Source organism: Arenibaculum pallidiluteum (assembly GCF_017355985.1).
In the GTDB taxonomy this organism is placed as follows: Bacteria; Pseudomonadota; Alphaproteobacteria; order Azospirillales; family Azospirillaceae; genus Arenibaculum; species Arenibaculum pallidiluteum.
This window is the reverse complement of the sequence record NZ_JAFIQU010000003.1, coordinates 567,569-582,107: the sequence shown is the minus strand read 5'-3', so window position 1 is coordinate 582,107 and position 14,539 is coordinate 567,569. Positions and strand designations below refer to the sequence as shown.

Below are 14,539 nucleotides of genomic sequence, written 5' to 3'. Positions count from 1 at the left end.
GATTAACCAATTCAGCTTTGTCACGGGGCGGGAAAGAGGGCATTGGTCCAACCGAGCATGCGATAGCCGGCGAGGCCGCACCACTCCCGCGCCGCCATATCCAGGCGGCGGAGGCCGCCGGACAGCGATGCCGGTCCGAACCCGTCCATTCCGCCGGTACGATAGTCGACCGGCCAGGGTATCACCGGCCAGCCCAGCACCCGGGCAATGCCGACCGCCCGCGGCATGTGGAAGGCCGAAGTCACCAATGCCCAGCGCTCTCCGGGCTGCGGCCGGGCAATGGCGAAGGCGTTGCGGATATTTTCGTGGGTGTTCCGCGACTCCGTCTCGAAGGCGATCCGCTCGACGGCGAAGCCCATGCGTCGCAGCGCCTCCGCGATCACGGGCCCTTCCTTCAGCTCCTGGCCGCGCAGGTAGCCCGATCCGCCCGCGATCACGAGCCGTGCCTCGGGATGCCGTCGGGCGAGGTCGCTGAACTCCACCAGCCGCTCGGCCGCGTCGGTCAGGGCCGGCTGCCCGTGCGCCGCGGTCAGGAACTGGTCGACCATGCCGCCGAGCAGCAGGATTCCGTCCAGCCGCTCCGGCGCCTGCGGCTGCGGGAAGCGTCTTTCGAGCGGTTGCAGCGCCCAGCTTCCGAGCGGCAGGAAGGTCGCGCCTATGAGGCCGAGCGCGGCCGCCGTCGAGAGGACGCGGCCCCAGCGGCGCGCCCCTCCTCCCAGCGCGGACAGCAGAATTCCGGATACCAGTGCGGCGAGCAGGAGGTTTCCCGGCTGGGCCAGTGTCCAGAGGATCTTCGAGGCGAGGAAGGCCATGGCGCCCGCGGGCCGTCCCGGTCAGATGTCGGCGTAGACGTGCGTCTCGGCGGCGGCCCCGGGATGGGTGACGGCGCCCTTCTCGGCATCGCCCACGAGCTGGGCGTATTTCCAGAGGGTGCCGGACTGGAAGTCGTGGCGCCGCGGCTGCCAGGCCGCGCGGCGGCGAGCCAGTTCCTCGTCCGCGAGCTCGACCGAGATCGTTCCGGCCACGGCATCGATCGCGATCGTGTCGCCGTCCTGGAGCAGCCCGATCGGGCCGCCGACCGCCGCCTCCGGCCCGACATGCCCGATGCAGAAGCCTCTCGTCGCGCCGGAGAACCGGCCGTCGGTGATCAGCGCGACCTTGTCCCCCATTCCCTGACCGTAGAGTGCCGAGGTGGTCGCCAGCATCTCGCGCATGCCGGGTCCGCCGCGGGGCCCCTCGTAGCGGATCACCAGCACCTCGCCCTCGCGGTAGTCGCGGCGCTCCACGGCCGCGAACGCGGCCTCCTCGCTGTCGAAGCAGCGCGCCGGCCCCCGGAACCGTAGATTCTTCATGCCGGCGACCTTCACGACGGCGCCCTGCGAGGCCAAGTTCCCGCGCAGCACCACGACCCCTCCGGTCGGGGACAGGGGCTCCGAGGTTGGACGCACGACGTCCTGGTCCGCCGGGACGACGATCCCCTCCAGGTTCTCGGCAATGGTGCGCCCCGTCACGGTCAGGCAGTCGCCGTGCAGGAAACCGCCGTCCAGCAGCGCCCGCATCAGCACGGGAACGCCGCCGATCTCGTAAAGGTCCTTCGCGACGTAGCGCCCGCCGGGCTTCAGGTCCGCGATGTAAGGCGTACGCTCGAAGATCCGACCGACATCGTGGATGTCGAACGGGATCCCGCATTCATGCGCCATGGCTGGAAGATGCAGCGCCGCGTTCGTCGACCCGCCCGACGCCGCGACCACGGTGGCCGCGTTCTCCAACGCCTTCAGCGTGACGATGTCGCGCGGACGCAGGTTTCGGCGGACCAGCTCCATGACCGCCCGGCCGGAGGCCTGCCCGTAGGCATCCCGGCTCTCGTAGGGAGCCGGCGCGCCCGCCGAGTTCGGAAGGGCCAAGCCGATCGCCTCGGAGACGCAGGCCATGGTGTTCGCCGTGAACTGCCCTCCGCAGGATCCTGCCGAGGGACAAGCCACCCGCTCCAGCTCCTCCAGGTCGGCGTCGCCCATCCGCCCGGCGCTGTGCGCGCCGACGGCTTCGAAGACGTCCTGGACCGTCACGTCCCTGCCGCGGAAGCAGCCGGGCAGGATCGATCCTCCGTACATGAAGACCGAAGGCACGTTCAGGCGAAGCATAGCCATCATCATGCCGGGTAGCGACTTGTCGCAGCCGGCCAGGCAGACCATGGCGTCGTAGCAGTGGCCGCGCATGGTCAGCTCGACCGAGTCGGTGATCACCTCGCGGCTCACGAGGGACGACTTCATGCCTTGGTGGCCCATGGCAATGCCGTCCGTGACGGTGATCGTGGTGAACTCGCGCGGAGTGCCGCCAGCCTCCTTGACTCCGACCTTCACGGCCTGGGCTTGGCGGTTCAGGGCGATGTTGCAGGGCGCGGCCTCGTTCCAGCACGTCGCGACGCCCACGAAGGGTTGCGCGATCTCCTCAGCCGTCATGCCCATGGCGTAGTAGTAGGAGCGGTGCGGGGCCCTTTCCGGCCCGACGGAGACGTGGCGGCTGGGCAGCCGCGACTTGTCCCAGGATTTCCGCGAATCGCGATCACCGTCGGCCATGAGCGGTTCCTTCCGTGTGCCTGCCCCGCGGGACCGCGGCGCTGCTGCCCGCAGGATAGCCTCCGCTTCGGGAGGCTGCCACCCGCAGCGATCCCGGCGCAACCGGCGTAGGGGCCTCCCCGGCGGTGGTCCCTCTTTCGAGGCGCCACGGTTCGGGGGATGCACGCGACGGGGGATCGGGTGTTCTATCCGAAGGTTCTCGGTCCCTGCCGCCCCCGACCGTGACGGAGTCCTTCCCATGCGGCCGTCCATCCTTGCCCCACCCGTTTCCGCAACCGCCCTGGTGATGATCGTCATGAGCGCCGCCGCGCAGGGTGCCGGAGCCGGTTCGCACGACGGCGGACCACTGGACCTGCCGGTGCAGGTCGCCGACCGGGGCGCGGCCGGGACCGGTGATGTCCCCGGGCAATCGGGCGTCGGCGTAAGCATGGTGCGTCCCGGCTGGAAGCCGGCTGTCCCAGCAGCGGAGAAGGCGGATTTCGACCGCGGCGATCCCGGCGCGGTCGGCCGTGCCGCGAAGGGACGCCTGACCGTTCTTGGGACGCCGGATGACCTTCCGCCTCGGTCGGCCCCGCCGATCGTGACCATGTGGTCCGCCCTGGCAACGGCGCCCGGCATCGAGCAGCGCGGCTGGTGCTGGGTCGACGATCCCATCGGGGACCAGCCCAGCGCGCCGGCGCTGGTTCGTGAACTCGACTCTGGCGAAGAGGCCGTCCTGATCGGGAGGAGATGGCGATGATCCTGCGACCCTGGTGTTCGTCGATGCTGCTGTGCCTTCTTGTGGCGGGCTGCGCGTCCCAGGCGCCATCGGACCCGGTCGCGGAGACCGGTCCATACGCGACGCTCGGAACGCGCGAGCAGGTTCTCGCCGCCGCGGCAAGGCAGCAGGCGCTGGATTCGCTGGCAAGCGGCAGGACGCTGGAATGGCGGAGCCCAGACGGCGGTGCCGAGGGGAAGATCACGCCAACGCGCAGTTTCCGCGCCGACGGAGGCAGTTACTGCCGCGAGTTCACGGAAGAGGTGAATGCCGCCGGACGCACCGACCGGTTCACCGATCTTCGCTGCCGCACCGACGCCGGCCGCTGGCTTCGCCCGAAGGCCTGAGCCGCGAAAACCCGACCCGCTCTCTCAGGATTTCAGCGCAAGCCCTTGGTAAAAAAGAGTGCGGTGCAGGTCTGGAATACCCTGCACCGCACGGCTTTCGGACGCGTCAGGCGTCCTGCAGGCGGGCCAGCGCCTCGGCATAGCGGCTCCGCGCCGCCTCGGCATCGGCGCGGCGCTCACGCTGCTCCTCGACCACTTCCTCGGGAGCGCGCTGCACGAAGCTGGGATTGTTCAGCTTCTGGTCGATCTTTGCCACCTCGCCCGAGAGCTTCTCGATCTCCTTGGCAAGGCGCTGCCGCTCGGCCTGGATGTCGACGAACTCGGCCAGCGGCAGGACCAGGGCCGCCTCATCCAGCACCACCTGCACCGAGCCCTTGGGAGCAGGGCCCGACAGGACCTCGATGGAAGCGAGGCGCGCCATCCGCGTGATCACGCCGCGATGGGCTTCGAGCCGCCGAAGCGTCGCGGGCGACGCATCTCGCAGCATCACCGGGATCTGAGCCCCTGCCGGGACGTTCATCTCGGATCGCACGGTCCGGACCGTCGAGATCAGCCGGACCACCCAGTCCATCTCGGCCTCGGCCTCAGGATCCACCAGCGATACCTCCAGCGCCGGCCACGGCTCCGCGATGAGCGGCTGCGGGCGCGCGACGCCGGCATCGGCGCCCAGCCGTTCCCAGAGCTCCTCGGTGATGAACGGCATCACGGGGTGCAGCAGGTGCAGGATCTGGTCGAGGACCCAGGCTGTCGTGGCGCGCGTCTCGGCTTTCGCGGCCTCGTCGGAGCCGTTCAGGATCGGCTTGGTGAACTCCAGGTACCAGTCGCAGTAGGTGCCCCAGGTGAACTGATAGAGGGCTCCGGCAGCCTCATTGAACCGGTAGCCGTCCAGCGCTTCTGCGGCGCGGGCCGCCGTCTGCGCCAGCGCACCCACGATCCAGCGGTTCGTGCGATGGCTCACCGCCGCGGGATCGAAGCCCGGCACTGGCGCGCAGCCGTTCATCTGGCCATAGCGCGCGGCGTTCCAGAGCTTCGTCGCGAAATTCCGGTAGCCCTCGACGCGCCCGACCGCGAGCTTGATGTCGCGCCCCTGCGCCGCCATGGCGCAGAGGGTGAAGCGCAGGGCATCCGTGCCGTAGTCCTTGATCAGGTCCAGCGGGTCGATCACGTTGCCCTTGGACTTCGACATCTTCTGTCCGCGCTCGTCGCGGACCAGGGCGTGGATGTAGACGTCGCGGAAGGGCACCTCGCCCATGAAGTGGATGCCCATCATCATCATCCGGGCGACCCAGAAGAAGATGATGTCAAATCCAGTGACGAGGACGTCCGTGGGATAGTAGCGGGCGAGCTCTGGCGTCCTGTCCGGCCAGCCCAGGGTCGAGAACGGCCAGAGCGCCGACGAGAACCACGTGTCGAGCACGTCGGGATCGCGCGTCAGCTTCGCGTCATGGCCGTAGTGGGCCCGCGCCGCCGCCTCCGCCTCGGCCTCGCTGCGCTCCACGAAGACATGGCCGTCGGGGCCGTACCAGGCGGGAATCTGGTGGCCCCACCAGATCTGGCGGCTGACGCACCAGGGCTGGATGTTGCGCATCCACTCGAAATAGGTGTTCTCCCACTGGCGCGGGACGAAGCGGGTCCGCCCCTGCTCCACCGCCTCGATGGCCGGCTTGGCCAGCGTTGCGGCGTCCACATACCACTGGTCGGTCAGCCAGGGCTCGATCACGACGCCGGACCGGTCCCCGTGGGGCAGCATGTGCGTGTGCGGCTCGACCTTCTCGAGGAGGCCGAACGCCTCGATCTCGGCCACGATGCGCTTGCGGGCCTCGTACCGGTCGAGCCCGTGATAGGCGACCGGCGCCTCGCCGCCGATGCGCGCATCGCGGTCGAAGACGTTGATCATGGCCAGGCCGTGCCGCCGGCCGACCTCGAAATCGTTGAAGTCGTGGGCCGGCGTGATCTTCACGGCGCCGGTTCCGGTCTCGGGGTCGGCATACTCGTCCGCGACGATCGGGATCTCCCGTCCGACCAGCGGCAGGCGCACCTTGCGGCCGATCAGGTCGCGGTAGCGCTCGTCCTCGGGATGAACGGCGACGGCGGTGTCGCCCAGCATGGTCTCCGGGCGCGTGGTCGCCACCACCACGTAGCGCTCGGCGTCGTCGGACAGCGGATACCGGAAATGCCAGAGGTTGCCCTTGACCTCCCTGGATTCCACCTCCAGGTCCGAAATGGCGGTGTGGAGCTTGGGATCCCAGTTCACCAGGCGCTTGTCCCGGTAGAGAAGCCCCTGCTTGTGGAGCGTCACGAACACCTCGACCACGGCGCGGGAGAGCCCCTCGTCCATGGTGAACCGCTCGCGGCTCCAATCCGGCGACGCGCCGAGCCGGCGCAGCTGACGCGTGATGGTTCCGCCGGATTCGGCTTTCCACTCCCAGACCTTGTCAATGAAGGCGGGCCGGCCGAGGTCGTGCCGCGTCCGACCGTCCTGCGCCAGGTTGCGCTCGACGACCATTTGGGTCGCGATGCCGGCGTGGTCGGTGCCGGGCTGCCACAGGGCGTCGTAGCCGCGCATACGGTGGTATCGGATCAGTGCGTCCTGCAAGGTGAAGGTCAGGGCGTGGCCCATATGCAGGCTGCCCGTGACATTGGGCGGCGGCATCATGATCGTGTAGGGCTTGGCATTGCTGTCGACCTGCGAGGCGAAGACGCCCTTGGCCTCCCAGGCCTCGTAGTGCTTCGCTTCGATCTCGGCGGGGTCGTAGGTCTTGTCCAGCATGCGGAGCCTTCGTCTTCAGGTCGCGATGGGTTGAATGCGGACGGCAAAAGGCCGCCGCCCCACGGGAGGCGGCGGCCGAGCCGAAAAAGCCGGGTCAGCCGCCTTGGGCGCGGCGTACCATCCGTTCGATTTCCCGCTGCACCAGGCGCTCCACCATGGGCGGCAGGTTGTCGTCGAGCCAGTCGCGCAGCATCGGGCGCAGCAGCTCCTTGACGATGCTCTCGAGCGTGGGGCCGCCGGCATAGAGCGCCACGCCCGAGGCGCCGATCGTGCCGGCCAGCTGCGCAAAGGCTGCCGAAGCAAGCGCCTCGGAGGGCTCGGAGACAATGCGGTCGTCGGTTTCCGGCTCCATGCGCGGCAAGTCCCGTGGCCGGCGAACCGCGAAGGGACGTGGCTCAGGTTCGGGCTCTGGCTCCGGCTCGGGCTCCGGATCCTCAGGGGCGCTCCAGTCGTCCTGCTCGTCCTCCACGGGGACGACGGAACCGTCGTCCTGGACCATTTGGGTCAGCTCCAGGACGTCGTCGTCCATCGCGGGCGGCGGCGCCGGCGGTGGCGGAGGAGGAGGAGCGGCGGCCCTGGGAGGTTCGGGCGCCGCGGGTTCCGGAGCCGACGGCGCAGGAGCTGATTCGTTATCTTCCGAAATGATCCGGCGGATGGAGGCGAGAATCTCCTCCATCGAAGGTTCTTGCTGGGATTTCAAATCGCTCATCGAACCGCGTTCCCGGGAGCCGACCGCTCGGAGCCTAGGGCACGGCGGCTCGAAATGCCACAAAAAGGAGCGGCCCGCCGAAGCGGGCCTTCAGAGATCACTTCCGGATGTCGGTGCCCCACCACTTCCCGCGGACTTCGCGGTAGTGATTATCGAAATTGTAATACTCGACCGGCAGGGTCAGCTGCCGCGCGTTCAACTGGCCCGTCGCCGCGAGCACCTGGAACGCGGCTACCGTTTCGTCGCGCTCGGCCGAGACCAGGGTCACGCGCGCGTCCAGCAGCTCCTGCTCGGCGTTCAGCGTGTCGAGCGTCGTGCGCGAACCGACCTGCGCCTCCTGGCGGACGCCTTCCAGCGCGATCTCCGCCGCACGGACCTGCGAGCGGCGAGACTCGATGGCGGCACGCGCCGTGGTCAGGGCCTCCCAGGCGCGGATTGCGTTCTCGACGACCTGGCGCCGCGCCCCTTCGATCTGGATGCGGGCCTGGTTGGCGGAATGCTTGGCCTCGCGCACGCGGGCGGACAGCAGCCCAGCCGAATAGAGCGGGATGCGCAGGTTGGCCGTGATGCTGGTCGTGTCGGCGCGATCGAAGCTCGACGTGTCGTAGTTCCGGCTGAAGCCGGCGCTCAGTCCGACCTGCGGGTTCCCCTCGCTCTCGATCTGGTCGACGCTCGCATTGGCCGCCAGCTCGCCATACTCCGCGGCGGCCACCGCGGGGTTGTTGCTCTGCGACAGGGCGATCACCTCGTCCAGCGTCGCCGGCAGCTGGAAGCGCGGCCGCGGCGCCGTCAGCACGCCCGGCAGCTCGCCGATGGCCCGCTGGTAGGCCGCCCGGCTCGCGCGAAGCTGTCCCTCAGCCTGGATTCGGTCCGAGCTGGCGCGGGCCAGGCGCGCCTCGGCCTGACTCACGTCGGTCCGCGTGATCTCGCCGACGTTGAAGCGGTCGCGCGAGGCATCGAGCTGGCGACGAAGGACCGTCTCGTTGTTCCTGTTCAGCTCAAGAACCGACTGGTCGCGCACCACGTCGAGATAGGCGGATGCTGCCGTCAGGAGCACGTCCTGCTCGGTCGACAGCAGGTTCGCGCGCTGGGCCTGCACGCGCGCCTCGGCGCTGCGCAGGCTCGCCTCGGTTTGCCCGCCGCGGTAGAGCGGCTGGTTCAGCTCGATGCCCGCGCTGCGCGGCGTGCTGTTGGCGGTCCGGCTCGTGTCGTCGAGTTCGGCGTCCGTGCGCTGGCGTCCGATCGATCCCGTCGCATCGATGGTCGGCCGGTAGCCGGACAAGGCCTGGGGCACCAGCTCGTCCGTGGCGCGGAGCTGCGCGCGCTGCGCATCGAGCGTCGGGTTCGTCTGGTAGGCGCGCGCCAGGGCGGCCTCGAGCGTCTGCGCGTCGGCGGGACCCGACAACACCAGCGCGGCGAAGGCGCTTCCAAGGAGCAGCGCGCCGCGGATGGAGCGGAGGCGCGGGCGGTACGTCATCAGTATGTCCTCATGTTCGGGTCAACGCGACGAGCCCAGGCATCGATGCCGCCGCCGAGATTGACGGCGTTTTCAAATCCGTTCCTGCGCAGCCAAGCGGTCGCATGGGCGCTGCGCGCACCATGATGGCACACGACCACCAGGGTCCTGTCGCGCGGCAGCGCATCGGTCCGTTCGGTCAAAACCGACAGCGGGATGTCCAAGCTGTCGGGCAGTCGGCAGATATCCAGCTCCCAGGGTTCCCGGACGTCCAGCACCGCGACGTCACGGCCGCCCTGCAAAAGATCACGCAGATCCTCGACCTCGATCTCCATGGGCATGGCTGGGTCGTGCATCGCGCCGGGCTCCGGCTATCTCAGAACTCGAAGGCCGGCTTCGGCTCGAAGCCGGGAAGCATTGGGGTGCCCCCATCGGCGATCACGATGCTGGAGACCACGCCGCCGAGCTTGCGGAAGAGCCGCACGCGGCCGATCCGTCCATCCGGCGCCACCACGGCCACCAGGCGACCACCCTCGGCGACCTGGTCGAGAATCGCCTGCGGCACCTCCGCGACGGCGCCCTCGATCACGATCAGGTCGTAGGGAGCCTGCCGAGGATAGCCCTCGACGAGCGGTCCCTGGACAACCGCCGCATTGTCGATCCCGAGCTCGCCGAGAACGGCGCTCGCCTGGGCCGCCAGGGCGGGATCGCTCTCCAGCGCCACCACGGTGGCCGCGAGCCGCGCCAGCAGTGCGGTCGAGTAGCCGGTGCCGCAGCCGATGTCGAGGACGACATCCGTGCTCCGGACCTGCGCCGCCTCCAGAAGCCAGGCCTGCAGCATCGGTTCCATCAGGAACCGGCCCGGGGCGATCTGGATACCCTCGTCCACATAGGCGATCCCTCGGAACGCCTTCGGCACGAAGGCCTCCCGCGGCGTGGACCTCAGAGCCTCGACGAGCGCCTCGTCGGTGACCTTGTTCGTACGAATCTGCCCCTCGACCATGTGGAAGCGGGCGGCTGCGTAGTCTGGCATCGGGGTTTGCTTCGGTTGTCCGGAGGGCCAGTGCGTATATATCCGGCTGTTTCAACGAAAACAACCGGAGCGCGCCGGCTTGACCGCCTGGATCACGGCAGTCTATACGTCACGCCTCGTCCCGCGGCGCGGTGGCAGAGTGGTGATGCAACGGACTGCAAATCCGTGAACCCGGGTTCGATTCCCGGCCGTGCCTCCAGGGACCGACGATTTCGAAAAGGCCCGCCAAACCCTTGGCGGGCCTTTTCTTTTCCGGCTCAGGCGGCAGCGGTCCGCCGCGGCGTGCCGCGCAGGCACAGGGTGGCGGTCACCAGCCAAGCCAGCAGCAGGACCGGCAGCGCGGCCAGTGCGAACTCCTTGCGCGCCATGGGAATGGCTGGGTCGACCAGTGCGTAGTAGACGCGTTCGTCCAGAACCCAGCGACGCAGGCGCTCGACCGGGGTGAAGCCGAGATGCCGCGGCGCGATGCGGTATTCGAAGAAGCTCTGCTGCGTGAAGTAGGTTCGCTCGGAGCCGTTCACGGCGGCGAAGGGAAGGACGGCGAGAGCGCCGTCCGCATAGACGGTCGCGTCCAGATCAGCAACCCGGCCGGCCTGAAGCAGCGCGAAGACCGACAGGGAATCGAGCAGGCGGCCGTCCGCGTTCCGGACCCACAGCTTGTCCGACTGGGGATCGGTAAAGACCCAGCCGCCGTGTTCGGGGATCCATGCCTCTACGAAGCTGTGCTCCAGCGCCTCCCCACGGTCCTCGGTGCGCACCATCACGACTCGTGCCGGGACGTCCGCCGCGTTCAGGAAGAGCGCCAGCACCATGGCGTAGTTCGCGCACCAGAGCCGGTCCTCGCCGCGCTCGCCCAGACGGAACTGCTCAAGCGGCGAGGCGGACGCCATGCGCGGCGAAGGCAGGCCGCGGGCGGCGCGCGTCCGATCGAGCAGGTAGACGAAGAGCTTTTCGAGCCGCGCCAGGGCGGGATCGGCCTGGGTGATGCCGGCCTGGGGCGCGACGGCGCGCCGGACTTCCTCCATTTCCTCGGCGCGATGCACGGGCACATAGCGGAGGACGGCACGCGGGTCGTTGATGGCCGCCGGCTCGGAAAAGCTGCCGTGCACGCCGTCACGCATCGCCAGAAGGCGCAGGTTCTCCCCGGCGGCGAGCAGCAGGAGCAAGCTCAGCAGAACCAGCAGACGCCCCCGCACTCCGCGCAATGCTCCCCCGATCCCCGTCCAGCTCAAGTGCGCCATGCCTTCACCATCCCGCATCGAAACCGACGCTAGCTCCGGCCGCGCCGCGGGGCACCACCCGCAACGGCGGTAACGCGACCGAAAGGACAGCCTCAGACGAACACTCGGCTGTTGACGCGCCGGTGGTGGGTCGCTACTTAGGGGCCCTCACCGCTGATCCCGGTTAGCTCAGCTGGTAGAGCAGCGGACTGTTAATCCGCGTGTCGCTGGTTCGAGTCCAGCACCGGGAGCCAATCGAGAACTCCCCCGGAGGCGCCGCCTCCGGGGGAGTTCCGTTTTCAGGGCTCCGACATGCTCCGCTACCGCCTTGCCGTCTTCGACTTCGACGGTACACTTGCGGACAGCCTGCCCTGGATGATTCATGCCTTGGACGGGGCCGCGCAGCGCTTCGGGTTCCGGCGCGTGGGTCCCGCGGAGATCGCGATGCTGCGCGGGCAGGACAACCGCGCGATCGTCCGCTATCTCGGCGTGCCGTTCTGGAAAATCCCTCTGATCGCCGCCTACATACGCGACCTCGCCGCGGAGCGCGCGAACGAGACGCCTCTCTTCCCCGGTGTCGAGGAGATGCTGAGGCGCCTGTCGGAGAACGGCATCGTGCTGGCAATCGTCAGCTCCAATGCCGAGGCGACGATCCGGCGCGTTCTCGGTCCGCGAACGGCCGATCTGATCTCCTTCTACGAGAGCCGCGCCGCCCTGTTCGGAAAGGCCGCCAAGTTCGCCCGCGTACTGCGGCGCAGTCGCATGCCCTCCACCGATGCGATCGCGATTGGCGACGAAGCCCGGGACATTCACGCGGCGCGGCGCACGGGGCTCGCCGCTGGAGCGGTGTGCTGGGGCTACGCAGCGCCGGAGCTGCTGCGTAGCCTCCACCCCGATCTCGTCTTCGAGCAGGTCGCCGAGATCACCCAGGCCCTGGTGGGCGGAGAGCGCGCGGCGGCCGGTCAGTAGCGCGGGCTGCCGCCCTTCTCGAGATCGGCCGCATGCTGGGCGTAGTAGGTCTTGATCTCGGCGTCCACCGCATCTCGTCGTGCGGCATCGGGACTGTCCGGCGGCGCATCCCGCAACCGCTGGAACTCCTGCACGGCCTTCGCCAGCTCGTCGGGACTGTTGATCGGCATCCGGCTTCCTCGTCTGCTGCCTCCCTCGTAAACTCGCCCTCACGCCGATTGTTGCGGCTTCGGGCCTGTTGAGGACCCGATGCCGACCCGAACAGCCAGGATCCCCGATGACCGGACGACGACTGACGCGCAACGACGTGGAGCTGATCGCGAAGGAACCCCTGCACCAAGGCTACTTCCGCGTCGACCGCTACCGGCTGCGCCATCGCCGATTCGACGGCGGCTGGACTGGCGAGGTCGACCGCGAGCTGCTGGAGCGCGGCCATGCGGCGGCAGTGCTGCTCTGGGATCCCGGAGCGGACGCGGTCGTTCTGATCGAGCAGTTCCGCATCGGCCCCTATGCCGCCGGGCGCGAGCCCTGGCAGATCGAGATCGTCGCCGGCATCATCGATACGGACGAGACTCCGGAGGCGGTCGCACGCCGCGAGGCCGTCGAGGAGGCGGGGATCGAGGTCACCGATATCGCGCCGGTCTGCACCGTGATGGCCAGCCCGGGCGCGGTCACGGAATCCATCGCGCTCTTCGTCGGCCGGATCGACAGCGCCGGGGCGGGTGGCGTCTTCGGCTTGGCCGAGGAGCAGGAGGACATCCGCGTGCATCTGCTGCCCCTTGCCGAGGCGCTCGCCTGGGCCGACGAGGGCCGCATCGAGAACCCGCCGGCGCTGATCACCCTTCTCTGGCTCGCGCGGCACGGGGAGAGGCTGAGGGCGCAGTGGCTGGGGGCACCTTGATCACTCGGGCGCAGGACGGCTAGTGTCGGCGCCGACGCGCCGGGCAAGTGTTGGCGCCGACGCGCCAGGCAGGAGGAAGTCTTGGAATTCCGGGACGGTTTCATCGGAGCGATCGGGGGCACGCCCCTCATCCGGCTCGAAGGCCCGTCGCGCCTGACGGGCTGCGACATCCTCGGCAAGGCCGAGTTCCTGAACCCCGGCGGATCCGTGAAGGACCGTGCGGCGCTGGCGATCGTCAGGGATGCGGAGCGAATGGGCCTGCTGCGCCCGGGTGGCGTCATCGTCGAGGGCACCGCGGGCAATACGGGCATCGGGCTCGCGCTTGTCGCCAACGCGCTGGGCTACCGCACCGTCATCGTGATGCCGGAGACCCAGAGCCAGGAGAAGAAGGACATGCTCCGCCTGTGCGGGGCGGAGCTGCGCCTGGTGCCCGCGGTTCCATATTCAAATCCTGGAAACTACGTCCGCGTCAGCGAGCGCATCGCTCAGGAACTGGCGGAGAGCGAGCCCAACGGCGCCATCTGGGCGAACCAGTTCGACAATCTCGCGAACCGCGAGGGCCATCGTGCCACCACCGGCGCCGAGATCTGGGAGCAGTCCGGCGGGCGGCTGGACGCCTTCACCTGCTCGGTCGGGACGGGCGGGACGCTCGCGGGCGTGGGGCTCGCCCTGAAGGAGCGGGATCCCTCGATCCGGATCGTGCTGGCCGATCCGATGGGCTCGGCGCTCTTCAACTGGTACGACAAGGGCGAGCTGAAGGCCGAGGGCAATTCCATCACCGAGGGCATCGGCCAGGGCCGCGTCACCAGGAACCTCGAAGGCGCGCCGATCGACGGCTGGCTGCGCGTCACCGACGAGGAGGCGCTGCCGCTGATCTTCTCGTTGCTGCGGGAAGAGGGGCTGGTGCTCGGCGGGTCTTCCGGCATCAACGTGATGGCTGCCATCAAGCTGGCCCGCGAACTCGGTCCCGGGCACCGGATCGCGACGGTCCTGTGCGATTCCGGGACGCGCTACCAGTCCAAGCTCTTCAATCCCGACTTCCTGCGTGAGAAGGGGCTGCCGGTGCCCACATGGCTCGACGGAGGCGCGGGATGACCCCGATCTTCCGCGAGGATGCCTACGCCCGGCGGTGCACGGCTCGCGTGTTGTCGAGCGGGCCCGAGGGGATCCGTCTCGATGCGACGGTCTTCTATCCCACCGGCGGCGGTCAGCCCGGCGATGCCGGCGCCCTGCGCTGGGCCGGCGGCGAGCTCGCGATCCGCGAGGCCGTGAAGGGCGCAGCGCCCGACGAGGTGCTTCACCTCCCGGCGGGTGACGGCCCCCTTCCCGCCCCCGGCACCGAGGTCGAGGCGGAGATCGACTGGGCAAGGCGCAGCGCGCACATGCGCATGCATACCTGCCTGCACCTCCTGTGCGCCGTCGTCCCCGGCAGCGTGACGGGCGGGCAGATCGGCGCCGAGCGCAGTCGGCTCGATTTCGCCGTGCCTCCGGGCAGCCTCGACAAGGATGCCATCACGGCGCGGCTCAACGAGCTCGCGGCCGGTGACCATCCCGTCCGCACGCGCTGGATCAGCGACGAGGAGCTCGCCTCCCGGCCGGAGCTCGTCCGCACCATGTCGGTGAAGCCGCCCACCGGAAGCGGCCGGGTCCGGCTGGTGGAGATCGAAGGCGTGGATCTGCAGCCCTGCGGTGGGACCCATGTGGCGCGGACTGCGGAGATCGGGCGCGTCGAGGTCGTGAAGATCGAGAACAAGGGGCGCCAGAACCAGCGTATCGTCATCGCCTTCGCCAGCTGAGATCC

Annotated in this window: 15 protein-coding genes and 2 tRNA genes; 8 read left to right on the top strand and 9 right to left on the bottom strand. The window is 69.1% G+C overall.

Features of this window, described 5'->3' with window-relative positions; translation table 11 throughout:
• Positions 1 to 20: 20 nt before the first annotated feature.
• Both JUB13_RS09950 and ilvD read right to left on the bottom strand, forming a co-directional pair.
• Entirely contained in the window at positions 21 to 812 is a 792-nt protein-coding gene (locus JUB13_RS09950) for a YdcF family protein (RefSeq protein WP_207478627.1), read from the bottom strand.
• Between the two features lie 21 nt (positions 813 to 833).
• Entirely contained in the window at positions 834 to 2,576 is a 1,743-nt protein-coding gene (gene ilvD / locus JUB13_RS09945) for a dihydroxy-acid dehydratase (RefSeq protein ID WP_207478626.1), read from the bottom strand.
• Positions 2,577 to 2,814: 238 nt separating this feature from the next.
• Here ilvD and JUB13_RS09940 point away from each other — a divergent pair, with 238 nt between their 5' ends.
• Both JUB13_RS09940 and JUB13_RS09935 read left to right on the top strand, forming a co-directional pair.
• The gene (locus JUB13_RS09940) at positions 2,815 to 3,315 is read left to right on the top strand and encodes a hypothetical protein (protein WP_207478625.1); all 501 of its coding nucleotides are present in this window, start codon (positions 2,815 to 2,817) and stop codon (positions 3,313 to 3,315) included.
• Entirely contained in the window at positions 3,306 to 3,680 is a 375-nt protein-coding gene (locus JUB13_RS09935; RefSeq protein WP_207478624.1) for an RT0821/Lpp0805 family surface protein, read from the top strand. The genes JUB13_RS09940 and JUB13_RS09935 overlap by 10 nt, the downstream gene beginning before the upstream one ends.
• Positions 3,681 to 3,786: 106 nt before the next feature.
• Here JUB13_RS09935 and JUB13_RS09930 read toward each other — a convergent pair whose 3' ends face one another.
• From JUB13_RS09930 to JUB13_RS09910, 5 genes are all read right to left on the bottom strand, one after another.
• Entirely contained in the window at positions 3,787 to 6,450 is a 2,664-nt protein-coding gene (locus JUB13_RS09930) for a valine--tRNA ligase (RefSeq protein WP_207478623.1), read from the bottom strand.
• Between the two features lie 94 nt (positions 6,451 to 6,544).
• Entirely contained in the window at positions 6,545 to 6,979 is a 435-nt protein-coding gene (locus JUB13_RS09925; RefSeq protein ID WP_236024863.1) for a DUF2497 domain-containing protein, read from the bottom strand.
• Between the two features lie 277 nt (positions 6,980 to 7,256).
• Positions 7,257 to 8,636, bottom strand: a complete 1,380-nt coding sequence (locus JUB13_RS09920) for a TolC family outer membrane protein (RefSeq protein WP_207478622.1) — start codon at positions 8,634 to 8,636, stop codon at positions 7,257 to 7,259.
• A complete protein-coding gene (locus tag JUB13_RS09915; protein ID WP_236024834.1) occupies positions 8,636 to 8,950 on the bottom strand; it encodes a rhodanese-like domain-containing protein in 315 nt (104 codons plus the stop codon). The genes JUB13_RS09920 and JUB13_RS09915 overlap by 1 nt, the downstream gene beginning before the upstream one ends.
• 41 nt (positions 8,951 to 8,991) lie before the next feature.
• Positions 8,992 to 9,648 (bottom strand): protein-L-isoaspartate O-methyltransferase family protein, encoded by a 657-nt coding sequence (locus JUB13_RS09910; protein WP_207478620.1) that lies wholly within the window; start codon positions 9,646 to 9,648, stop codon positions 8,992 to 8,994.
• A gap of 125 nt (positions 9,649 to 9,773) precedes the next feature.
• Here JUB13_RS09910 and JUB13_RS09905 point away from each other — a divergent pair.
• Positions 9,774 to 9,847 (top strand) — tRNA-Cys (locus tag JUB13_RS09905).
• A gap of 58 nt (positions 9,848 to 9,905) precedes the next feature.
• On the opposite strand, the gene JUB13_RS09900 is transcribed toward JUB13_RS09905, so the two are convergent.
• The gene (locus JUB13_RS09900; RefSeq protein ID WP_207478619.1) at positions 9,906 to 10,889 is read right to left on the bottom strand and encodes a transglutaminase-like domain-containing protein; all 984 of its coding nucleotides are present in this window, start codon (positions 10,887 to 10,889) and stop codon (positions 9,906 to 9,908) included.
• A 157-nt stretch (positions 10,890 to 11,046) separates the two neighbouring features.
• On the opposite strand from JUB13_RS09900, the gene JUB13_RS09895 reads away from it, so the two are divergent.
• Both JUB13_RS09895 and JUB13_RS09890 read left to right on the top strand, forming a co-directional pair.
• A tRNA-Asn gene (locus tag JUB13_RS09895) sits at positions 11,047 to 11,122 on the top strand.
• A 58-nt stretch (positions 11,123 to 11,180) separates the two neighbouring features.
• Positions 11,181 to 11,837 carry an HAD hydrolase-like protein gene (locus JUB13_RS09890; protein WP_207478618.1) on the top strand — a complete coding sequence of 219 codons (657 nt, stop codon included), beginning with the start codon at positions 11,181 to 11,183 and terminating at the stop codon, positions 11,835 to 11,837.
• Here JUB13_RS09890 and JUB13_RS09885 read toward each other — a convergent pair.
• Positions 11,831 to 12,007 carry a hypothetical protein gene (locus JUB13_RS09885; RefSeq protein WP_207478617.1) on the bottom strand — a complete coding sequence of 59 codons (177 nt, stop codon included), beginning with the start codon at positions 12,005 to 12,007 and terminating at the stop codon, positions 11,831 to 11,833. The two genes, JUB13_RS09890 and JUB13_RS09885, sit on opposite strands and share 7 nt — an antisense overlap.
• A 107-nt stretch (positions 12,008 to 12,114) precedes the next feature.
• On the opposite strand from JUB13_RS09885, the gene JUB13_RS09880 reads away from it, so the two are divergent.
• The 3 genes from JUB13_RS09880 (at position 12,115) to JUB13_RS09870 (ending at position 14,534) form a co-directional block, all read left to right on the top strand.
• Positions 12,115 to 12,738: an NUDIX domain-containing protein gene (locus tag JUB13_RS09880; protein WP_207478616.1), complete on the top strand. Its 624-nt coding sequence runs from the start codon at positions 12,115 to 12,117 to the stop codon at positions 12,736 to 12,738.
• A gap of 81 nt (positions 12,739 to 12,819) precedes the next feature.
• On the top strand, positions 12,820 to 13,833 hold the full coding sequence (locus JUB13_RS09875; RefSeq protein ID WP_207478615.1) for a cysteine synthase A: 1,014 nt from the start codon (positions 12,820 to 12,822) through the stop codon (positions 13,831 to 13,833).
• Positions 13,830 to 14,534, top strand: a complete 705-nt coding sequence (locus JUB13_RS09870) for an alanyl-tRNA editing protein (RefSeq protein WP_207478614.1) — start codon at positions 13,830 to 13,832, stop codon at positions 14,532 to 14,534. The genes JUB13_RS09875 and JUB13_RS09870 overlap by 4 nt, the downstream gene beginning before the upstream one ends.
• Positions 14,535 to 14,539 lie beyond the last annotated feature (5 nt).

Coding starts and splice junctions, on each gene's coding strand:
- JUB13_RS09950 (WP_207478627.1), bottom strand. CDS start 812: ATGGCCTTCCTCGCCTCGAAGATCCTCTGGACACTGGCCCAGCCGGGA.
- ilvD (WP_207478626.1), bottom strand. CDS start 2,576: ATGGCCGACGGTGATCGCGATTCGCGGAAATCCTGGGACAAGTCGCGG.
- JUB13_RS09940 (WP_207478625.1), top strand. CDS start 2,815: ATGCGGCCGTCCATCCTTGCCCCACCCGTTTCCGCAACCGCCCTGGTG.
- JUB13_RS09935 (WP_207478624.1), top strand. CDS start 3,306: ATGGCGATGATCCTGCGACCCTGGTGTTCGTCGATGCTGCTGTGCCTT.
- JUB13_RS09930 (WP_207478623.1), bottom strand. CDS start 6,450: ATGCTGGACAAGACCTACGACCCCGCCGAGATCGAAGCGAAGCACTAC.
- JUB13_RS09925 (WP_236024863.1), bottom strand. CDS start 6,979: ATGGACGACGACGTCCTGGAGCTGACCCAAATGGTCCAGGACGACGGT.
- JUB13_RS09920 (WP_207478622.1), bottom strand. CDS start 8,636: ATGACGTACCGCCCGCGCCTCCGCTCCATCCGCGGCGCGCTGCTCCTT.
- JUB13_RS09915 (WP_236024834.1), bottom strand. CDS start 8,950: ATGGAGATCGAGGTCGAGGATCTGCGTGATCTTTTGCAGGGCGGCCGT.
- JUB13_RS09910 (WP_207478620.1), bottom strand. CDS start 9,648: ATGCCAGACTACGCAGCCGCCCGCTTCCACATGGTCGAGGGGCAGATT.
- JUB13_RS09900 (WP_207478619.1), bottom strand. CDS start 10,889: ATGGCGCACTTGAGCTGGACGGGGATCGGGGGAGCATTGCGCGGAGTG.
- JUB13_RS09890 (WP_207478618.1), top strand. CDS start 11,181: ATGCTCCGCTACCGCCTTGCCGTCTTCGACTTCGACGGTACACTTGCG.
- JUB13_RS09885 (WP_207478617.1), bottom strand. CDS start 12,007: ATGCCGATCAACAGTCCCGACGAGCTGGCGAAGGCCGTGCAGGAGTTC.
- JUB13_RS09880 (WP_207478616.1), top strand. CDS start 12,115: ATGACCGGACGACGACTGACGCGCAACGACGTGGAGCTGATCGCGAAG.
- JUB13_RS09870 (WP_207478614.1), top strand. CDS start 13,830: ATGACCCCGATCTTCCGCGAGGATGCCTACGCCCGGCGGTGCACGGCT.